Source organism: Enterococcus sp. VV15, from assembly GCF_005236045.1.
GTDB lineage: Bacteria > Bacillota > Bacilli > Lactobacillales > Enterococcaceae > Enterococcus_B > Enterococcus_B durans.
In genome coordinates, this window is record NZ_QPTY01000002.1 from 47,946 (window position 1) to 65,922 (window position 17,977).

The 17,977-nt window shown below is 38.1% G+C and carries 15 protein-coding genes and 1 other annotated feature; of the genes, 7 read left to right on the forward strand and 8 right to left on the reverse strand.

Annotated features, from left to right (window positions below; all coding sequences use genetic code 11):
- Positions 1-155: 155 nt before the first annotated feature.
- The 3 genes from tyrP to tyrS form a co-directional block, all read right to left on the reverse strand.
- A complete protein-coding gene (gene tyrP / locus DVW83_RS01275) occupies positions 156-1,574 on the reverse strand; it encodes a tyrosine-tyramine antiporter (protein WP_104661212.1) in 1,419 nt (472 codons plus the stop codon).
- Positions 1,575-1,884: 310 nt separating this feature from the next.
- Positions 1,885-3,759 (reverse strand): tyrosine decarboxylase, encoded by a 1,875-nt coding sequence (tdc, locus tag DVW83_RS01280; RefSeq protein WP_104661211.1) that lies wholly within the window; start codon positions 3,757-3,759, stop codon positions 1,885-1,887.
- 291 nt (positions 3,760-4,050) lie between these two features.
- Entirely contained in the window at positions 4,051-5,307 is a 1,257-nt protein-coding gene (gene tyrS, locus DVW83_RS01285) for a tyrosine--tRNA ligase (RefSeq protein ID WP_081133811.1), read from the reverse strand.
- 105 nt (positions 5,308-5,412) lie between these two features.
- Positions 5,413-5,617 (reverse strand) — a binding site (T-box leader).
- A gap of 322 nt (positions 5,618-5,939) precedes the next feature.
- Here tyrS and DVW83_RS01295 point away from each other — a divergent pair.
- Complete coding sequence (locus tag DVW83_RS01295; protein ID WP_104661209.1) at positions 5,940-7,235, forward strand: polysaccharide deacetylase family protein; 1,296 nt, start codon at positions 5,940-5,942, stop codon at positions 7,233-7,235.
- Between the two features lie 506 nt (positions 7,236-7,741).
- Here the strand turns inward: DVW83_RS01295 and dhaL are convergent.
- Genes dhaL through dhaM form a run of 3 tightly spaced genes read right to left on the reverse strand, consistent with a single transcriptional unit; the run spans position 7,742 to position 9,739 of the window.
- Positions 7,742-8,344 carry a dihydroxyacetone kinase subunit DhaL gene (dhaL, locus tag DVW83_RS01300; RefSeq protein ID WP_104661208.1) on the reverse strand — a complete coding sequence of 201 codons (603 nt, stop codon included), beginning with the start codon at positions 8,342-8,344 and terminating at the stop codon, positions 7,742-7,744.
- Positions 8,345-8,358: 14 nt separating this feature from the next.
- Positions 8,359-9,342, reverse strand: a complete 984-nt coding sequence (dhaK, locus tag DVW83_RS01305; RefSeq protein WP_104661207.1) for a dihydroxyacetone kinase subunit DhaK — start codon at positions 9,340-9,342, stop codon at positions 8,359-8,361.
- A gap of 1 nt (position 9,343) precedes the next feature.
- A complete protein-coding gene (gene dhaM, locus DVW83_RS01310; RefSeq protein WP_104661206.1) occupies positions 9,344-9,739 on the reverse strand; it encodes a dihydroxyacetone kinase phosphoryl donor subunit DhaM in 396 nt (131 codons plus the stop codon).
- A 230-nt stretch (positions 9,740-9,969) separates the two neighbouring features.
- On the opposite strand from dhaM, the gene DVW83_RS01315 reads away from it, so the two are divergent.
- Complete coding sequence (locus DVW83_RS01315; RefSeq protein ID WP_005875430.1) at positions 9,970-10,293, forward strand: putative heavy metal-binding protein; 324 nt, start codon at positions 9,970-9,972, stop codon at positions 10,291-10,293.
- Between the two features lie 252 nt (positions 10,294-10,545).
- On the opposite strand, the gene nagE is transcribed toward DVW83_RS01315, so the two are convergent.
- The gene (gene nagE, locus DVW83_RS01325) at positions 10,546-12,528 is read right to left on the reverse strand and encodes an N-acetylglucosamine-specific PTS transporter subunit IIBC (RefSeq protein WP_123862715.1); all 1,983 of its coding nucleotides are present in this window, start codon (positions 12,526-12,528) and stop codon (positions 10,546-10,548) included.
- A 399-nt stretch (positions 12,529-12,927) separates the two neighbouring features.
- Here nagE and DVW83_RS01330 point away from each other — a divergent pair, with 399 nt between their 5' ends.
- Positions 12,928-13,773: an LPXTG cell wall anchor domain-containing protein gene (locus DVW83_RS01330; protein ID WP_104660313.1), complete on the forward strand. Its 846-nt coding sequence runs from the start codon at positions 12,928-12,930 to the stop codon at positions 13,771-13,773.
- 69 nt (positions 13,774-13,842) lie between these two features.
- Here DVW83_RS01330 and pepV read toward each other — a convergent pair whose 3' ends face one another.
- Complete coding sequence (gene pepV / locus DVW83_RS01335; RefSeq protein WP_104660312.1) at positions 13,843-15,261, reverse strand: dipeptidase PepV; 1,419 nt, start codon at positions 15,259-15,261, stop codon at positions 13,843-13,845.
- 146 nt (positions 15,262-15,407) lie between these two features.
- On the opposite strand from pepV, the gene DVW83_RS01340 reads away from it, so the two are divergent.
- The 4 genes from DVW83_RS01340 to DVW83_RS01350 all read left to right on the forward strand — a co-directional run bounded on the left by DVW83_RS01340 (position 15,408) and on the right by DVW83_RS01350 (position 17,785).
- A complete protein-coding gene (locus DVW83_RS01340; RefSeq protein WP_104660311.1) occupies positions 15,408-16,238 on the forward strand; it encodes an NAD(P)H-hydrate dehydratase in 831 nt (276 codons plus the stop codon).
- Positions 16,239-16,255: 17 nt separating this feature from the next.
- Positions 16,256-16,690 (forward strand): acyl-CoA thioesterase, encoded by a 435-nt coding sequence (locus tag DVW83_RS01345; protein ID WP_104660310.1) that lies wholly within the window; start codon positions 16,256-16,258, stop codon positions 16,688-16,690.
- Positions 16,691-16,789: 99 nt separating this feature from the next.
- Positions 16,790-16,966, forward strand: coding sequence for a hypothetical protein (locus DVW83_RS15035; RefSeq protein WP_005875420.1), 177 nt, complete (start codon positions 16,790-16,792; stop codon positions 16,964-16,966).
- Between the two features lie 150 nt (positions 16,967-17,116).
- Complete coding sequence (locus tag DVW83_RS01350; protein ID WP_104660309.1) at positions 17,117-17,785, forward strand: GntR family transcriptional regulator; 669 nt, start codon at positions 17,117-17,119, stop codon at positions 17,783-17,785.
- Positions 17,786-17,977 lie beyond the last annotated feature (192 nt).

Sequence of the window (17,977 nt, forward strand, 5' to 3'; positions counted from 1 at the left end):
AGAAATTCTAAACAAGCCCCACTCAAAAACAAGCCGAACAATCCCAAAAATAGGGAAAACTATTTTCGGATCATCCGGCTTGTTTTTTCAAAGCTAGTTGGTCAAAAAAATGACAAACACAGCTCAAAGGTTTGTTAAAACCTTCTTTCTACACATTATTCTTCTATACTTTTTTCTACTTCAGTTCCCCAAGAATCTTTTTTGAATCGATTGATAATCAAAGGAATGACAAACATCACAATTGCAATGATCGCAACTAATAATGCATCTGTTAATGTTGATGTTCCTAAAGTTGAGAAGACCACTGCAATGATTGAAAAGATCAACATGCAGCTAACGACCCAAGCTAAGCCATTTCCATTTTTCCCAATTCGATAAGGACGTTCCAACTCTGGGTGACTCTTTCTCATTTTTATCAAAGAAACTGCAATCAAGATATATACGATACAATAAATAACTGTTGTTGCATTTGTTAACGTCAAGAATACGGCACTTACATCATCCATTACTCCATAAAGTAAGGCAAACAATGAAATAACGATCGATTGAGTTAACACGACATTTCTAGAAACACCATATTTATTTTCTTTATGGAAGCCAAATTTTGGTGGCAAGAATCCTTCTCGTGCTACTTGGATGATGGTTTTTGATGGACCAGTAACCCAAGCTGATAACTGTAAAAGTACCCCAATGAATACCATGAAACTAAAGATGTTCCCAATAATCGATGGTAAGCCAAGGATATCGCAGTAAATCAAGATAGGTTGAGTAATATTCGCCAATTCCATTTTTCCATTTGGCACAACATTTGCAACTAACATCGCATTGATCACGTTTAAAAGTACTAAACCGATCAAAGCAATAAAGACACCTTTTGTATAGTTCTTTGTAGCATCTTTTAAGCGTGGCATATAAACAGAACTCATTTCAATACCTACAAAAATAAATGTGATACCTGCAAGATATTTCAATGAATCACTGTGTTGTAAGTCTGGAAAAGCTTTTGACCAAGAAAAGTCACCTAAATAGCCATTTGATACCAAACCAACTTTGAATGCTGCAAACAAGCCTAAAACAAACATGATCACAACTGGGATATATACGCCTAACCAGACACCGATATTCCCACCAACTTTGGCCATATCAAACTTCAAATTCAAAATAGTGATAATCCAATAAATAACTAAAATACAAGCTAATACAAATAAATGATTATTGCCAAGTTCCACATTTCCAAAAGTATTTCCTAGTAATGGGCCTAATGTTGAAGCAACCATGACCATCCCTGGGAACATTTGCACCCATAGTAACCATGCAACTACAAATCCCCATTTACTTCCTAGCGCTGTTTTTACCCATAATTGTGGGCCACCTTCTTGAGGTAACATCGTTGAAAGTTCACCGGAAACCATTGAAATAGGACCAGCAAAGAATAACACTGCAAAAATCGAATAAAAAATCAATGTCCAACCAACTGCAGCTAACGTCGGAATACTTCGAACTGTCGCACATAATGCCATCGTCAGACCGACAAAGGTCCCTAGACCCATTTTACTTACTTGTGATTTACTCACTTTTGACACTCTCCTTGTTTTTTTGGATAAAAAACGGTGTCTTCAAAGTAATCGCAAGTCGCAATAACCGAAAGCAAAGAGGTTGCTTGATTAAAAATTGTTATAACGTACAAAGGTATTTGATAACTCGAACTTCAGCGCGCATCAAAAAATAAAAAAGCAATGCTTTTTTTCTAGTCAATTTCAATTATTTCCACAACCTCAGCTGTTTTGAACTTATTGCTTGAAGCGATTTTCTTCAAAGACAATCTCAAAACAAAAGGTAGCTGACCCCGTCTTTTTCAGACGGAATCAGAGCCACCTTATTCGATTATTTTGCTTCGCTTGCTAATAATTGATCTGCGTAGATTTTTTCCAATTTTTCTTGAAGAGCTGCTTTGATTTTTTCAGCATATTCTTCAAAATGTTCTTCTTTATTCATGTATGGTGTCATAACACTTGCACGCAAGACAGTTACTTTACCAGCACGGTTCCATTCTTCATCAGAAAATCCTAATTGATTTACAAATTGTAATGGACTATTTCCGTAATCTGGGATGGCAAAGTCTGTATGTGATGTCAAGAATTCATTTCCATAGATGCTTCCTTTGACATATGAAGAATAGTCATACACATCATGGTTCAATTTATTCATTGCAACTAAATCGTCGTTGCCTTTTTCCTTGAATACATAGTCAACCATATTGAAATCCGGATATGTCAATGGGTGTACTTCGATTTCTTTATCGCCAACTTTGAATGATAAGTTATTCAAGAAGTTATAGAATCGATGTGCCCCTTCGATTGAAGCACCCATCAATTTACCATAACCAGTTACGTTTAAAGGCAATACGTGGTGAGCAGCCCAAACACTAGCAGCTGTCGCACCAGCTTTTGAACCTTCTAAGATATATGCACCTAGTAAAGCAGGAATGTCTGCACCTTTTTCAAATACGTATGTTGCAAAATAAGAGATCACATCTCTCATGCGTACGTCTTTGATAACGATGCCGCCGGCTGAGTAAGGAACATACCCCATTTTATGTGGGTCGATCGTTACAGATTCAGCTTCTTCGATTGCTTTATATGCACTGTGAACTTCTTCTAAAATATAATTTTTGTTTTCTGTGAAGACGTTATGTTTGAAATGTACGTCTTTCAATTCTTCAAAAGGAATGAAGTTGTTGTCTTCGTCTAAGAAAATCGCACGGCCATAACCGCCATAAGCAGCATCTACATGCAAGTAGAAATAAATACCGTCTTTTTCTAGTACGCGACGCAATTCAACGATCTTATCGATTCCGTCGATTGCTCCTTCTTCGGTTGAACCAACTACACCGACAACACCCAAGATTGGTGTTTTTTCAGCTGCTAAACTACGAACGATTTTTTCAAGTTCGTTGATATCCATGCGATAGTTGTGATCAACTGGTACAGGGATAACTTGGTCTAACCCAACACCGATAATGTCGGCAGCTTTTAGCCATGAATAGTGTTTTGTTTGTGGTACTAACCACTTTCCTAATTTTTGTAAGTTTTTCCCGCTTCGTGCAGAATGTGCTTTGATGTCATCAATTTTATCTGGAACACTGTCTAACAAGTCCATGATTTCTTTTGTAGACATGTTCATTAATTCCCAATCACTTTTACCAGCAACTAATTCAGGCGTTACTTCTTGCATCGCAAGAGGTAAAGATTTGATATTACGTGCATACCAAAGTCCTTCTAAGTTTGCTAAAGAGCCATCGGCAACAATGTGTCCCCAGCCATCTTTATAGCTCATTAATTTTGCAAATTCTAATCCTACTTCTTCTTCCATTTGACTTGTTGCTGGAGAAGACTCGTAAGCGACGTTATTACCATTCCATAACATTGCGAAATTATACGCTAGTAAAGATGGCATTAATGTTTCAGAGTTCATGTGGCCCCAGTAGCGACCGGCATTATGCCATGGTACGGAATGAGTACGCATACGTGCTGAAATTTCTGATAAAACATCTTTCGTGCGGTTCACAGTGTGTTCAAAACTTGCACTGCTTTTTTCTTCTGGCGTAATGATAGGCATGTCCTGAGGCATGTAGTTTTGACGCCATCCTAAGTGTTCGTCCACTAAATCGTTTAACAAAGCTTTATAGATTTGGCCGTTCTCAGCTTTGTCCCCGATAAATAGGGCGTTAAGGTTTAGATCATTTGACAATGATTCCATGTGAAACCCTCCTAAAAAAAATATTTAAATTTTGTCGAGGCCTACATTACACCTGTTTTTTATTTCTGTAAACTAAATCACAATCGTTTTTCTAATAGAAATTTCATAAACGTCAATTGTCTAAATTGTTTACACATTTAAAAAAATTAAAAAAAACGAGGGAATTTACAAAAGTAAATTCCCTCGCAAGGATTGTATTAACGACAACCAGCGTTTCCTTTTTAGGATGGGTTTCAAAATTGGAATCTTGTAATAGTCTTAACCTTTTTCAAGACAAAAATTTACTAAATTCTAATCAACTACTTTGGCCAAAAAGTAATTTTTCTTACCTTTTCGAATAACCACAAACTTACCATCGAATGCATCAGATGGATTTATGACAAAATTTAAATCGGTAACACGGTCACCGTTAATACTAATAGCTCCGTTTGAAACATCTTCACGCGCTTGGCGTTTTGATGGTTCAATTTTTGTGGAAACAAGTAGTTCCACGATATTTTCAGGATTGCTTGAAATTTCTACGTTTGGCATTTTTCCAAACCCTTGTGCAATTTCTGCTGCATTTAATTCTTTGATATTTCCAGAGAACAATGCATCTGTTATTTTTTGCGCTTCTTTCAAGTCTTCTTCACTATGCACGAATCTCGTCACTTCTTCTGCTAAGCGGCGTTGTGCTTCACGTTTTTCAGGTTCAGTCTCTACTTTTTTCGCTAGTTCAGCGATTTCTTCTTGTGTCAAGAAAGTAAAGAATTTCAAGTATTTCACTACATCACGATCATCTTGGTTCAACCAGAATTGGTAGAATTCAAATGGGGATGTTTTTTCAGGATCAAGCCAGATTGCGCCACCTGCAGTTTTACCAAATTTAGTTCCATCTGCTTTAAGCATCAACGGAATCGTTAAACCGAACGCTTCTGCCTCTGGCCCTTCTAATTTACGGATCAAGTCCAATCCAGCTGTGATGTTGCCCCATTGGTCGGCCCCACCGATCTGTAATTGAACATCGAATGTTTTGTGTAAATGTAAGAAGTCAATTGATTGCAGGATTTGGTAAGTAAACTCTGTAAATGAGATCCCTACTTCTAAACGACTTGCGACGATATCTTTTGCCAACATCGTATTGATGTTGAAGTTTTTACCGTAATCTCTCAAAAATTCAAGTAATGATATTTTTGATAACCAGTCGTAGTTATTCACAAATGTAATATTTGCATCTTTTCCGAACAATTTTCTCATTTGATTTGATAGTGCATCTACATTATGTTGCACTTGTTCCATTGTTTGTAACACTCGTTCTGTCTTGCGTCCACTTGGATCACCGATCGTTCCTGTTCCGCCACCAATAAGAATATATGGATGATGGCCCGCCAATTGAAATCTTTTCATCATCATAAATGGGATCAAGTGTCCGATGTGCATAGAATCTCCAGTTGGATCAACACCGCAATAAAGTGAGATACTCTTTTCGTCAACGAGCTCACGAAGTCTTTCTTCGTTCGTTTGTTGATTAATGGCGTCGCGCCAAGTTAATTCATCGATAATATTCATTTTAATGCCCTCCGTATAATTTTTTTATGAAAGCAGGAACCTGCTAGCATGCTTCATTTGTACTACTTGAGTGGAAACGACAAAAAGTCCCTTGGTTAAGATTAACCAAGGGACGAAATTTCGCGGTACCACCCATTTTATATGTTTTGTAGTAAAACATATCACTCGAACATTTAACGCTGTCGCGTGGCATCACTGCCATAGGCTCCTAAAATGTAATTCGCTTTAAAGCATGTACTAGTTCTCAGCAACCACTAGCTTTCTGAAACATTGGCTTTAATAACTACTTCGTTTTGATCATTGCCTGTTATCTAATTAATATGTGTCTATCATAGAACGGCATTTTTTCTTTGTCAACAAAAAAGTGAAATTTTTTTTATTTTAGTTTTTCTTGGAAATAAAAACAGCGAAAATCCGAACATTTTCACCTCTCTCACTTTATAACTTTTACAAAATAGTACTTCTCATAAAAAGCGCTCTAATTAAAGAAAATAAGAGAAAAGTCAAAAAAAAACAAAAGTTTCTTTTACACTTGTTTCTATATTCGTTACAATGGTTATGGGAAGTTTTTCAAAAGGTTAAGAAAAGCTTATGGGGGTTTTTGAAATCAAAAAGTAGTAGGGGACGATAAAATGAAACATACACAAAAAATCATATTGGCTGTCACTTCTGTATGCACTGTTATTATTCTAGGTGTAAGTATCTTTTTTGTTACACAAGCAACAACAAACAATAAATTAGAAAATGCTAGTCAAACAACTCAACACTCAAGCAGCTCAAAACCTGTTGAAGATAAACAAACGACGAAACAGCTTGATCAAGCAAAACAGCTTGCTGCAAGTTATCGTTATGATGAAGCCATCGCCTTACTTGAAAAAGACGACGCCAAAGAAGCGCAACAATTGTTAGCAACCTTGAAAAAAGAAAAAGAATCGTTGGTAAAATGGGAAGACCCGACCAAAATCTCACACGTCTTCTTTCATAGTCTGATCGTTGATCCAACTAAGGCTTTTCATACCCAACAAGCACAAGGGTATAAAGATTATATGGTCACTATTTCCGAATTCAATAAAACCATTGACCAGTTATATAAAAATAACTATGTTCTTGTTAATCTAAATGGATTAGTCAAAAAAGGAACAGATGGAAAACTGACCTTTACAGGTGTTTCTCTTCCAGAAGGAAAGAAACCGTTAATTCTTTCGCAAGACGATGTCAGCTATTATGAATACATGGACAATTCAGGTTTTCCAAGTAAGTTGATTGTCGATAAACAGAACCAAATCAAGAATATTTATATCGACAATAAGAAGGAAACTGTTGGTGACTATGATATGGTTCCCCTGATCGATTCATTCATAAAAAAACATCCCGATTTTTCTTATCAAGGCGCCAAAGGAACATTAGCTTTAACAGGCTATAATGGTGTACTAGGCTACCGTACATCAAAATCCGAATACGGTGATAACGAAAAAACAAATAAAGAAATCGGAGTAGCAAAAAAAGTTGCTGATCAATTAAAGAAAGACGGTTGGAGTTTTGCCTCCCACACATGGGGACACTTGAATATGACACAAGCTTCTTTAACCGATATCCAACAAGATAATGAACGTTGGCAAAATGAAGTTGCACCTATTTTAGGCAAAACAAATATCCTGATCTATCCATTCGGCGCTGACATCAGCGATTGGCAACCTTATTCCGAAGCAAATCAAAAATTTGCTTACTTGAAACAACAAGGATTTGATATCTTCTGCAATGTCGATGCCTCAACTCCTGCATGGGGACAACTAGGAACTGACTACTACCGTAACGCCAGAATCAACATTGACGGTATCCGCTTCGCAGCTGACCTAAAAGGAGAAAATCCAATACTCGATCAATTTATCAACGTCAAAGAAGTGTATGATCAAAAAGATCGAGGATAAGGTTGTGAAAAGAGCGTTTTGACCTGAGAAATAAGGATGAAAATCTCGAAATAGCTTTCCATATTTTGAGATTTTTTGACTTATTGTTGAAGGTCAGCTCTTTGAACACCGTAGATAAGGTTGTGAAAAGGCCGTTCAGCTCCGCCGACAATAAGAATGGATTTTTCGAAACAGCTTCTTGAACACCACGAATAAAGTTGCCCAAAAAAAAACGTTTTGACCCGACAATAACCAGTAAAACAGAGGTGAGAACATTGCTAAAAGTAGCAGTGTTCTCACCTCTGTTTTGCACAAGTCATCTTTGATTGTTTCGTTATTTTAATCAGGATCAAATTCTTTTTTTCATGCTAAAGAGTGATTCTTTCTTCTCGATTTTAACTTTTGGTAAATACCTCTGTCAGAAAAAACTCTAGGTAGACACATGAAAGCAAACAAAAAGCCTAATTTTCGCAACAGTTTATGCTGTCGTTCAAAGTTAGGCTTATACAGTTTATAAATAGCCCTTTCTATCCATGAATCACATCAAGTAATGTCTGGAATAAGATTGCACTAGAAGCTGCTCCTGGATCAATGTGTCCAATCGCCCGTTCCCCTAAATAAGAGGCACGTCCTTTTTTTGCGACCAAATTTTTAGTATGTTCTTTGGCATTTTCGATGACGTCTGCGGTTAGCTGATTGTTTTTTAATGCTTCCGTAACAGGCAACCAAACATCTAGCATTGTTTTATCCTCTGCTTCAGCTTTTCCTCTTGCTTGTATCCCATTTGTACCTTCTTCGATGATTTTCCCTAATTGCTCTTGTGAATTGATGACGTCAACATCCTTTGTCGCTTTCATCATGTTCATGAATGCTGAACCATATAGAGGACCTGAAGCTCCTCCAACTTTGGAGATCATTGCCATTGAAAGAACTTTAAAGGTGTCACTGATTGTTGTCGGTTCCTCTTTCTTAAAGGCGTCTTCAAATGCGGAAACACCTCGCCCCATATTATTTCCATGGTCACCGTCACCAATCGGCGTATCTAGATCACTAAGATAACTTTTGTTTTCATTGATTTCTTTTGTAAATTTAATCAACCATTCTTGTATCTCTTTTACCGTTATATCCATCTGTCATTCATCCTTTACCAAGAAATTGTTTGTACGTCACTTATCAATGCTTCTCGCCAGTCTTTATCCTTCAAATCGATCATCGTCAAAGAAAGTCCTTGCATATCCAGAGAAGTCATTAGATTTCCGACTTTATGAAAAATCACATTTATATTTTCTGCTTCTAACAAAGCTAAAACATCATTCATGAAAACAAATTGTTCCATTAGTGGTGTGCCACCCATACCATTGACTAAAACGCCGACTTCTTTCGGTTTTTCCGTATAATCAACTAGGATTTTAGTAACCAACTCTTTAGCCAATACTTTGGATGGTTGCAATTTTTCTTTGCGATAACCAGGTTCACCGTGAATGCCGACTCCATATTCGATCTCATCTTCTGCCAATTCAAATCCTGGCTTACCTACTTCCGGAACAGTAGCAGCGCGAAGAGCGACACCAATCGTCTTGATTGCCTGCACTACTTGATCCCCTAGTTCCTTCAACTCTGCTAAAGATTGCCCTTTTCTAGCCGCATCTCCTAAAATCTTATGGACCAGGATCGTACCAGCAACACCGCGTTTTCCTGCAGTATAGGTGCTATTTTCTACCGCAATATCATCGTCGACCACAACGCTTTCCACTTGGATGTCATCCATCACAGCCATTTCTTTGGCCATATCAAAGTTTAGAATATCACCAGTATAATTTTTCACGATCAGCAAAACGCCTTTTCCCTGATTTGCTTCGTTGATGGCTATTTGTACTTGGTCTGGCGTTGGAGAAGTAAAGACATCCCCCAAAACAGCAGCACTCAGCATCCCATTTCCGACAAAGCCTGCATGTGCCGGTTCATGGCCACTTCCACCACCAGAAACTAACCCCACTTGTTCGACCTCTTCATTTTTTGCTATTACTCTGGAATCAGCTACACGATGGATAAGTTCCGGGTAACTTTTCACAATTCCTTGCAACATCTCTTCTACGATATTTCCCGCTTCATTCATGATTTTTTTCATTTTATGACCAACCTTTCTGTCCGGCTTTTTTCGCTTCCGCTATGATTTGCGTGATATCATCCGTCACTCCTGCAGTAATTGCACCAGCAAATGCCCCTTCCACAAGAGGTGCATCAACAAGGTAGTATTTTTTTTGCACTTCCTCATCTAGCATATCTTTGGCCATTTCAGCATTTAGTACCGCACTGCCAATATCCGCAAAAACTAGATACGCTTCTACATCCTTTGACTGATCTACTGCATCGATGATCTTCATTGGATCTGAACCAATCTGACCATCGATCCCTCCCAAAGAAAAAATAGTGACATCCTCTGATTTTTGCATTTGTTCAATCATTTCTTTCAGACCATCTGTCACCTTTTGGCTGTGGGAAATAAGCAAAATACTTTTTTTCATTTACGTTCGCCTTCTTTCATCTTCAGGTACGTTTGTTTCCGCTTTCATTTTTTGAAGACAAGCTTCTGTATATCCCCCGTTTTTTCCTACATTCTCAGTATATAATAAAATCGGCTTTTTTGGGAAATGATGCGCTGTACTTATCACTAAATTTTTGATTTTTATTTTCCATTCCTCTCTGTTCTTGCCATATATTCTGGTATACTAATTTTAAAGAAAGGAGTGATTGAATGATCATTACAACAACAAACAGTGTTGAAGATAGAACAGTCGAGTCCTACCAAGGAATCGTATTTGGTGAAGTAATCACAGGGATCAATGTATTGAAAGACTTAGGTGCTGGTTTACGCAATGTTTTTGGAGGTCGCTCAAAAAGTTATGAAGACGAATTGATGACTGCTCGTGAAGAAGCACTCCGAGAAATGGAAGACCGTGGAAAATCCCTTGGAGCAGACGCAATCATTGGTGTCAAAATGGATTATGAGGTATTAGGTAGCGACAATGGAATGCTAATGGTTACTTGTAGTGGTACAGCCGTTAAGTTAAACCGCTAGACGCTAAAAGGCTGGGACAGAAGTGTTTAACTCCGAGAAATAAGAAGAAATCAACGAAAATTGCTTTTCAAATTTTTGTGAATTTCGGCTTATTTCCCAAGGAGTTGCTTCTGCTACCACCGTTTATCCGTTTTTAAAGAATGAGACAAAAATGTCTCTTACTTTTGTCCCACGCTCGTAGTTCCTGATACTACAGAAAAAAGTGCGAATACAGCCAGAAATGGCTCGTCATTCGCACTTTTTTTCTTAAAATTATCCTTTTACCTGTCCAACCACTTCATTGGCTTGCACGAGTGCATTTGAGCGAATAGCCAGTTCCTTGACTGCTGCTCCGTTTGTGAAAACAACGATCATATCTGATTTTTTACCTGCTTCTTCAAGCATTTCTAAATCGACTACCGCAATCAATTGTCCGCGAGCAATTCGTTGTCCTTCTTCAACATAAAGCGTAAATGGTTCGCCTTTAAGATCGACCGTGTTGATCCCCATATGCAGTAATACTTCGAGTCCATTATCTGTTTGAATACCGATCGCATGTTTTGTCGGAAAGACATTTAAGATCGTTCCAGAAATAGGAGCAAATACTTCATTCGCTTCAGGTAAAACTGCAAAACCGTCTCCCATCATTTTTTCAGAGAATACAGGATCAGCTACTTCGCTGATTGGAATCAATTCGCCTTTTGAAGGCGCATAAATAGCTAGCTGCTGTCCAGGTAAGTTTGTTTTTTCTTCTACGATCATAGGCTTAGCTATAGATTCGCCTGTGTTTGTTCCACCTTGTTGCAAACGACTCATTTCATCAGCAACGAATTGGACTTGTGTACCTACGACTACTTGGATATTTGTTTTATCGATCACTTTCACTCCAGGGACACCTGTCTGTTTGATTCTTTCTTGATCGACTTTGTCAGTGTCTTGAACTTGAAGGCGCAAACGCGTCGTACAGTTATCGATGACACGTACATTTTCTTTTCCACCTAACGCCTGGTAGATCTGTGTTGCTAAAATAGCAAATTTATCATCACCCGTGGCAATATCAGGTGTTTCTTCCCCTGCTGCTTCTTCTCTTCCTGGTGTCATCAGATTGAATTTTTGAATAGCAAAGCGGAAGCCGAAGTAATAGATAACCGCAAATACAGCTCCTTGAACTAAAAGCATCAAAGGTTGATTTGCTACAGGATTTTTCAGCGACAAAAAGTAATCTACAAAACCAGCACTAAAAGCAAATCCAGCCGTCCAATGGAAAAAGGCGCTGACAGCTAATGAGATACCAGTAAAAACAGCATGCAAAACATATAATGGCCAAGCCACAAACATAAATGAGAATTCCAATGGCTCAGTCACACCAGTGAAAAATGATGCAAAAGCTGCTGCCAACATCAAAGAAGCAGTTTGCTTTTTCTTTTCTGGTCGTGCACATTGATAGATTGCTAATGCTCCAGCAGGTAAGCCGAACATCATGACTGGGAAGAAGCCCGCTTGATACATCCCTGTTTGACCAACGATTGCTTGGCCACTATCTAAGGCTTGCTGACCTGCTAAGAAATTCCCGATATCATTGATACCAGCTACACCAAACCAAAAAACAGAGTTCAGCGCGTGGTGAAGCCCTGTTGGAATCAGCAAGCGATTGAAAAAGCCATATAAGCCAGCCCCTACAAAGCCTAAGCGTGAGATTCCTTTACCAAATGCCACTAATACATCATAAACACTTGGCCAGATGAATAAAAGAACGCCAGATATAACCAACATCGCTAATGCCGACATGATAGGCACTAACCGTTTCCCACTAAAGAACGATAGCGCCATCGGTAATTTAACTTGACTAAACCGATTATACATCGTTGCTGCGGTCAAACCGGCGATGATCCCAATAAATACATTGTTATCCATTGTACTGAACGCAGGATTCACATCGCTCAGCTTTTCCAAGCCCAATAGGCCTTGCACAGACGTAGATGATAAGACCGTTTGTGGGACTAAGTACGCCACTAGTCCAGCAAGTGCTGCTGAACCATCTTTATCTTTAGACATTCCTAAAGCTAATCCTACGGCAAACAATAATGCCAAGTGATTTAAAATTGCTAGTCCTGCATTCATCAAAAATGTAGTACCAGCATTACTGACACCCATTCCAACGATCCAGTTTGCAATTCCCACCAACAATGAAGCTGCTGGTAAAACGGCAACTGGTAACATCAGAGAGCGTCCCATTCGTTGCATATAAGCTTTCATCTTCTTCCTCCTAGAACAATCATCCATCTAAATGAATGCAATAATCATTGATAAATATTTCTTTTTTGAAAACTTTCAAGAAATTATCTAAAAATCAATAAAATGAGTATACCACTTTAAAATAAAAATGAACATATTTTTTTAAATTTATAAAAAATACTGTCTAAATAGTATAATAAAAGTAAAAAGAAGAAAAAATATCACACGGTGATATTATATACCAATTTTATATATTTCAATCATAAGAGAGGAATTCTCTGCATTTAATACTAAAATCAAATTTTTTACATTAACATGATTTGGTAATAATTAGACAAACTCTTAAGATTGTTCATAGTTATTTGTTGCCTTTTTTACTATAATCATAAGTTAGTAAACAGTATCGAGAGTGGGGAAATTATGAAAAAAATAGTTATTGTATCACTAGCCTTCTTGACTTTCCGCTGCTTTTTTCTTCAACAAGAAGTACAAGCAGATACAACGTCTGATAGTCAAATTATAGAAACAACCACAACTATTGCGGAAGATTCTTCTTCGGCAACTACGGACAGTCAGCCAACTAGCGAAACAACTTCCAGCACTGGGTCAGAAACGGATAGCTCGGCTACAGAAACTTCTTCAAGCAGGGATACATTACAAGATTTAGAAAATCGCAGAAAAGAAATCGAACAGGCCTTAGAAGAAGCAAAAAATCAATTAGCTGAACATCATCAACAAATCGAGCAAGACTTATCTGCATTAAAAGACCAAGCAGATAAAGATCACGCACAAATCCAACAAGATCTAGCAGATGCAAAAGCGAAAGCTGAACTTGCCAAAAATGATATAGATGCAAAGATCCAACAAGCAAAAGCACTCCAAGATGAATTGAATGCTTTCGGGCAATCTGCTGCTGCTTCCATAAACAATGTCCAAACAGAGATCGAAACAGCTAGTGCAGACATCCATTCAAAAATCACTGACGCAAAAGCAGTCATGGCTGATTTTGACTCTAAAAAAACAGATCTACAAGCAAGCATCAAACGGATAAAAGAAACGTTGAACAATGTCGGAACAGATTTTTCTCAATCAGCAACAAGTGAAGCACCACAAGCAACTAGTACGGTAAAAGTAGCCAGCGAACAACAAAACGCCTCTGCAAAATCCTTGCCAAAAACAAACGAAACAAGTTCACCAATTCTTTTACCTACTATTGGTATACTTTTTGTAACACTTGGCATATTCTTGAAAAAACGAATAAACTGACATCAACTTGATGCACAAAAAAAAGAAACGAACCGTAACGATTCGTTTCTTTTTGCTTTTAATCAATGATTATTTAGCCAAACGATAGATGGCATCTGCATAAATAGCCGTTGCTCTGAATAGATCGTCTAAACTCATAAATTCATTTGCTTGGTGCATTGTATCTGTGTAGCCTGGGAACATCGCACCGTAAGCAACACCACGTTTCAATAGACGTCCATAAGTTCCGCCACCGATGATTTGTTCATAACCTTCTTCACCTGTGTGATCTTTATAGACTTGTAACAATGTTGCAACCAATGGATCATCCATTGGTACATAGTGAGGTTCCATTACACGTGCACCACGAGTAATTGAAGCTCCTTCTTCTTTGACTGTTGCTAAGATATCACTTTCTAAACCGTCAACAGTCACACCTTGTGGGAAACGGAAGTTCATGTTGATGAAGTTATCGTCTTCTGTTCCATTTTCTTTAAAGGTAAATAAGCCAGCGTTCATTGTTAATTTACCCATTTTTTCATCTTCATATGCCACGCCAAGTTTTTCACCATAGAAATCTTCATGGACATACGCTGCTGCAACATGGATAAATTGTTTTGCCGAACCAATAAATTCATAGTTATCTAGGAAAAGAGCTAAGAATGTCCCTGCATTGATTCCTGCTTGAGGACTTGCTCCATGAGCGCCTTTTCCGATTAAGTCGATTTTTACATACGTATTGTCTGCTTCGATCGAACCACTAACTGGATTTGCTTCAGTAAATTTATAGAATGCTTCTTCCATTGCAATCGCTGCATCCGCATCTGGTACTTGAAGAGTTGCAGTAGCTGTACCAGGGACCATATTTTCACGCAAACCTGAAACAAAGGATTTCAATACGTAGTCACCTTCGTTATCGCCTTGGAATCTCAAAGCAAGTGATACATTTCCTTTTTCACCATTGATGATTGGAAACTCAGCATCAGGAGAAAAACCAAAGTCAGGTTCTTCTTCATGTTGGAAATAATAAGCCATGTCGCCCCAGCCACTTTCTTCATCACTACCGATAACGAAACGAACTTTTTTAGACAATTTCAAATCTAGTTCTTTAATGATTTTCATTGCATAATAAGCTGCCATACTTGGGCCTTTGTCATCACTTGAACCACGCGCAAAGATTTTGCCATCTTTGATTACTGGTTCATAAGGATCAGTATCCCAACCATCACCAGCAGGTACAACATCCATATGGCCAAAAATCCCTAATGTTTCATCACCTTCACCAAGATCGATATGTCCTGCATAATTATCTACGTTTTTGACAACAAAGCCATCACGTTCGCCATATGCTAACATGTGTTTCAACGCATCACGAGGACCAGGTCCAAAGGGTGCATCCGGTGTTACTTTTGAATCATCACGTTCACTGCTGACACGTAAAAGATTTTTTAAGTCTTCAAGCAAGTCTTCTTTACGTGCTTCTACTTCTTTTTGCCAATTGATTGTCATAAAGTTAATCCTCCACTCATTAAGTCTACCTGTTCATCATACCATAAATCGAAGAAAAAAATAGTTCAAAAAATCTGACAATTCCTAGTCCAAAGAGTTTTCCAACAAAAATATCTACGCTATAATACAAGAAAGGAGGCATTTCGATGTTAATAGATGAACGTTTGGTACAAAAAGTCATTACTCCACGTCCAGCTGAATCACATAAAGGGACATACGGTCGGACAGTTTTAATTGGCGGCAATGAACAATACGGCGGCGCAATCATCATGAGCGCTTTAGCTACAGTCAATAGCGGCGCTGGTTTGACAACTGTCATCACCGCTACTAAAAATCAAGCCCCTCTTCATGCCCATTTGCCAGAAGCAATGTGTGTCGATTGGCATGATAAAAAAATGATTCTTTCCGTACTTGAAACAGCTGACATTTTATTGATAGGTCCTGGACTCGGCACTACTCCTGAAAGTTTCAATCTACTTGAGTTGATTTTAGCTCATCAAACTAAAAAACAATGGCTGATCATGGATGGTTCCGCTCTAACTTTATTTGCAAAGGAACAGCTAGAACTTCCTTATCCTAAACAAACAGTTTTCACACCACATCAAATGGAATGGCAGAGACTCACCTCATTAACGATCGCTGATCAAACGAAAGAAAAAAATAGCATGAAACAGCGAGAACTAGGAACGACTGTCGTACTAAAAAGTCACCAGACGACTATTTATGGTCAAAAAATGATTTATCAAAATACCGTAGGTTCTGCTGCAATGGCAACTGGTGGAATGGGGGATACTTTGGCAGGTACGATTGCTGGTTTTCTCGCCCAATTCCCCAAGAATGACCAGACAATCGCAGCGGCTGTCTATCTTCATAGCTATATCGGAGATCAATTAGCCAAATCACAATACGTTGTGCTCCCTACGCAAATCAGTCAGCACTTACCACAATGGATGCATCATTTCAGTCAAAAAAATTAAGATCAAGGAGTTATTTTATGGAACTGTTTACTGGATATATTCGAGAACCTTTTTATTATGAAACTGATCAGATAGGAATCATCCATCATAGCAATTACATTCGTTGGTTAGAAGAATCGCGTGTGGCATTACTCGATTATTTAGGGTTCAGTTATAAAAAAATCGAAGAATTAGGACTGATCATTCCCGTACTTGAGGTCACTTGCCAATACAAGGAAATGGTTCGCTATGGCGAAACCGTCCGTATCTTACCGAAAATCGCGAAGTATACGGGCACTCGTTTAGATTTCACCTATGAAATCTATGGTTTAGCAGATAATCAGTTACGAACTACTGGCTTGAGCAAACATTGCTTTTTAACTGCCGATACGCAACGATTAGTCAAACTCAGTCGTTTTGATACACAGTTGGATCAACTATTCAAAGACTACGCGCAGTTGGCGAACGGATGATTTCTCTCTACGCAAAAAACTTTCCTTTTATTTAAGAAAATCAGAGACTTTTTTCTTGTGTTATATAGGGCAATTTGTATAATAAAGAGAAAAAAGCAGGTGATCATCATGTATGTTGTCAAAGTATTGCATGGTTACATTGATAAAACTGGCTGCCGCACACGAGAAAAGAACCCTGATAACTTGTTGATTTTCAAAGAGAAAAAAGACTCTGAAGCATTTGCTAAACAGATCGGTGGCCGTGTCAAACAACTGCATGAGATACGACCTGATTGATCATTTTGTTAAAAAATTGAGTCTCTTGTTCCAAACATCAGTCCATCTTTGATGTTTGGATTTTTTTGTTTGGACCTATTTCGCTCCTCTCTTTCCTGTAAACGATTTATGTTATAATACTTGTAAAACATTGTGTAGAAAGGAGCATTTATGGCTGGCACAAACTTACAACAACAGGCTTACGAAACAATACGTAAGCAGATTATTTATTCTGAGTTAGCACCTGGAAGCAGAATCTCAGACAAAGTCTTAGAAGAACAACTTGCCATCGGTCGCACACCGATACGAGAAGCGTTGATCCAGTTACGCAACCAAGAATTGATCAAAACGATCCCACAATCTGGAACCTTCGTGTCAAAGATCGATATTCGTTCTGCATCCTTAGCTCTCTATACTCGAGAAAAGCTAGAAAATCCTATTCTTCAAGAATGCAGCGCTAAAATGACCCCACAGGATCAACTGATATTAGAAGATATTTTGGAACAAACCGATCATGCAATCACGACTCAAGATAAAAAATTATTTTTCTATTTAGATAAAGCGTTCCACCGTACCTGTTATAAAGTTGCTGAAAAATCAGAAATCTGGAATTGGATCGAAAGCTACAGTACACATCTTGACCGATTCAGATGGTTACGGTTGAGTATTACAGAACTGGGTTGGGGTCGTGTTTTAGATGAGCACCAAACACTCCTTCAATCCATGATCGATCATAACCTTGATGAAGTGAGTTTTCTTTGCAGCATGCATATGCATATGATCATTGAAGAACAGGAATATGTACGACAGGCTTACCCAGATTATTTTGAGAAAGATTAGATCGAGAGATGTGAGAAGAAGAATCGGTCAATTCTATTGAACAATTGAATTTCCTTTTAGATGGTTCATCAAACCTTAAAAACTCACATCAACCTCTTTAGCTCGCAAATACTATCAGACAAAAAAATCACTAAAAAAGACAGATGATCCCAAAATAGCAGCGCTAATTTTGAGAGTAACTGTCTTTTTTAA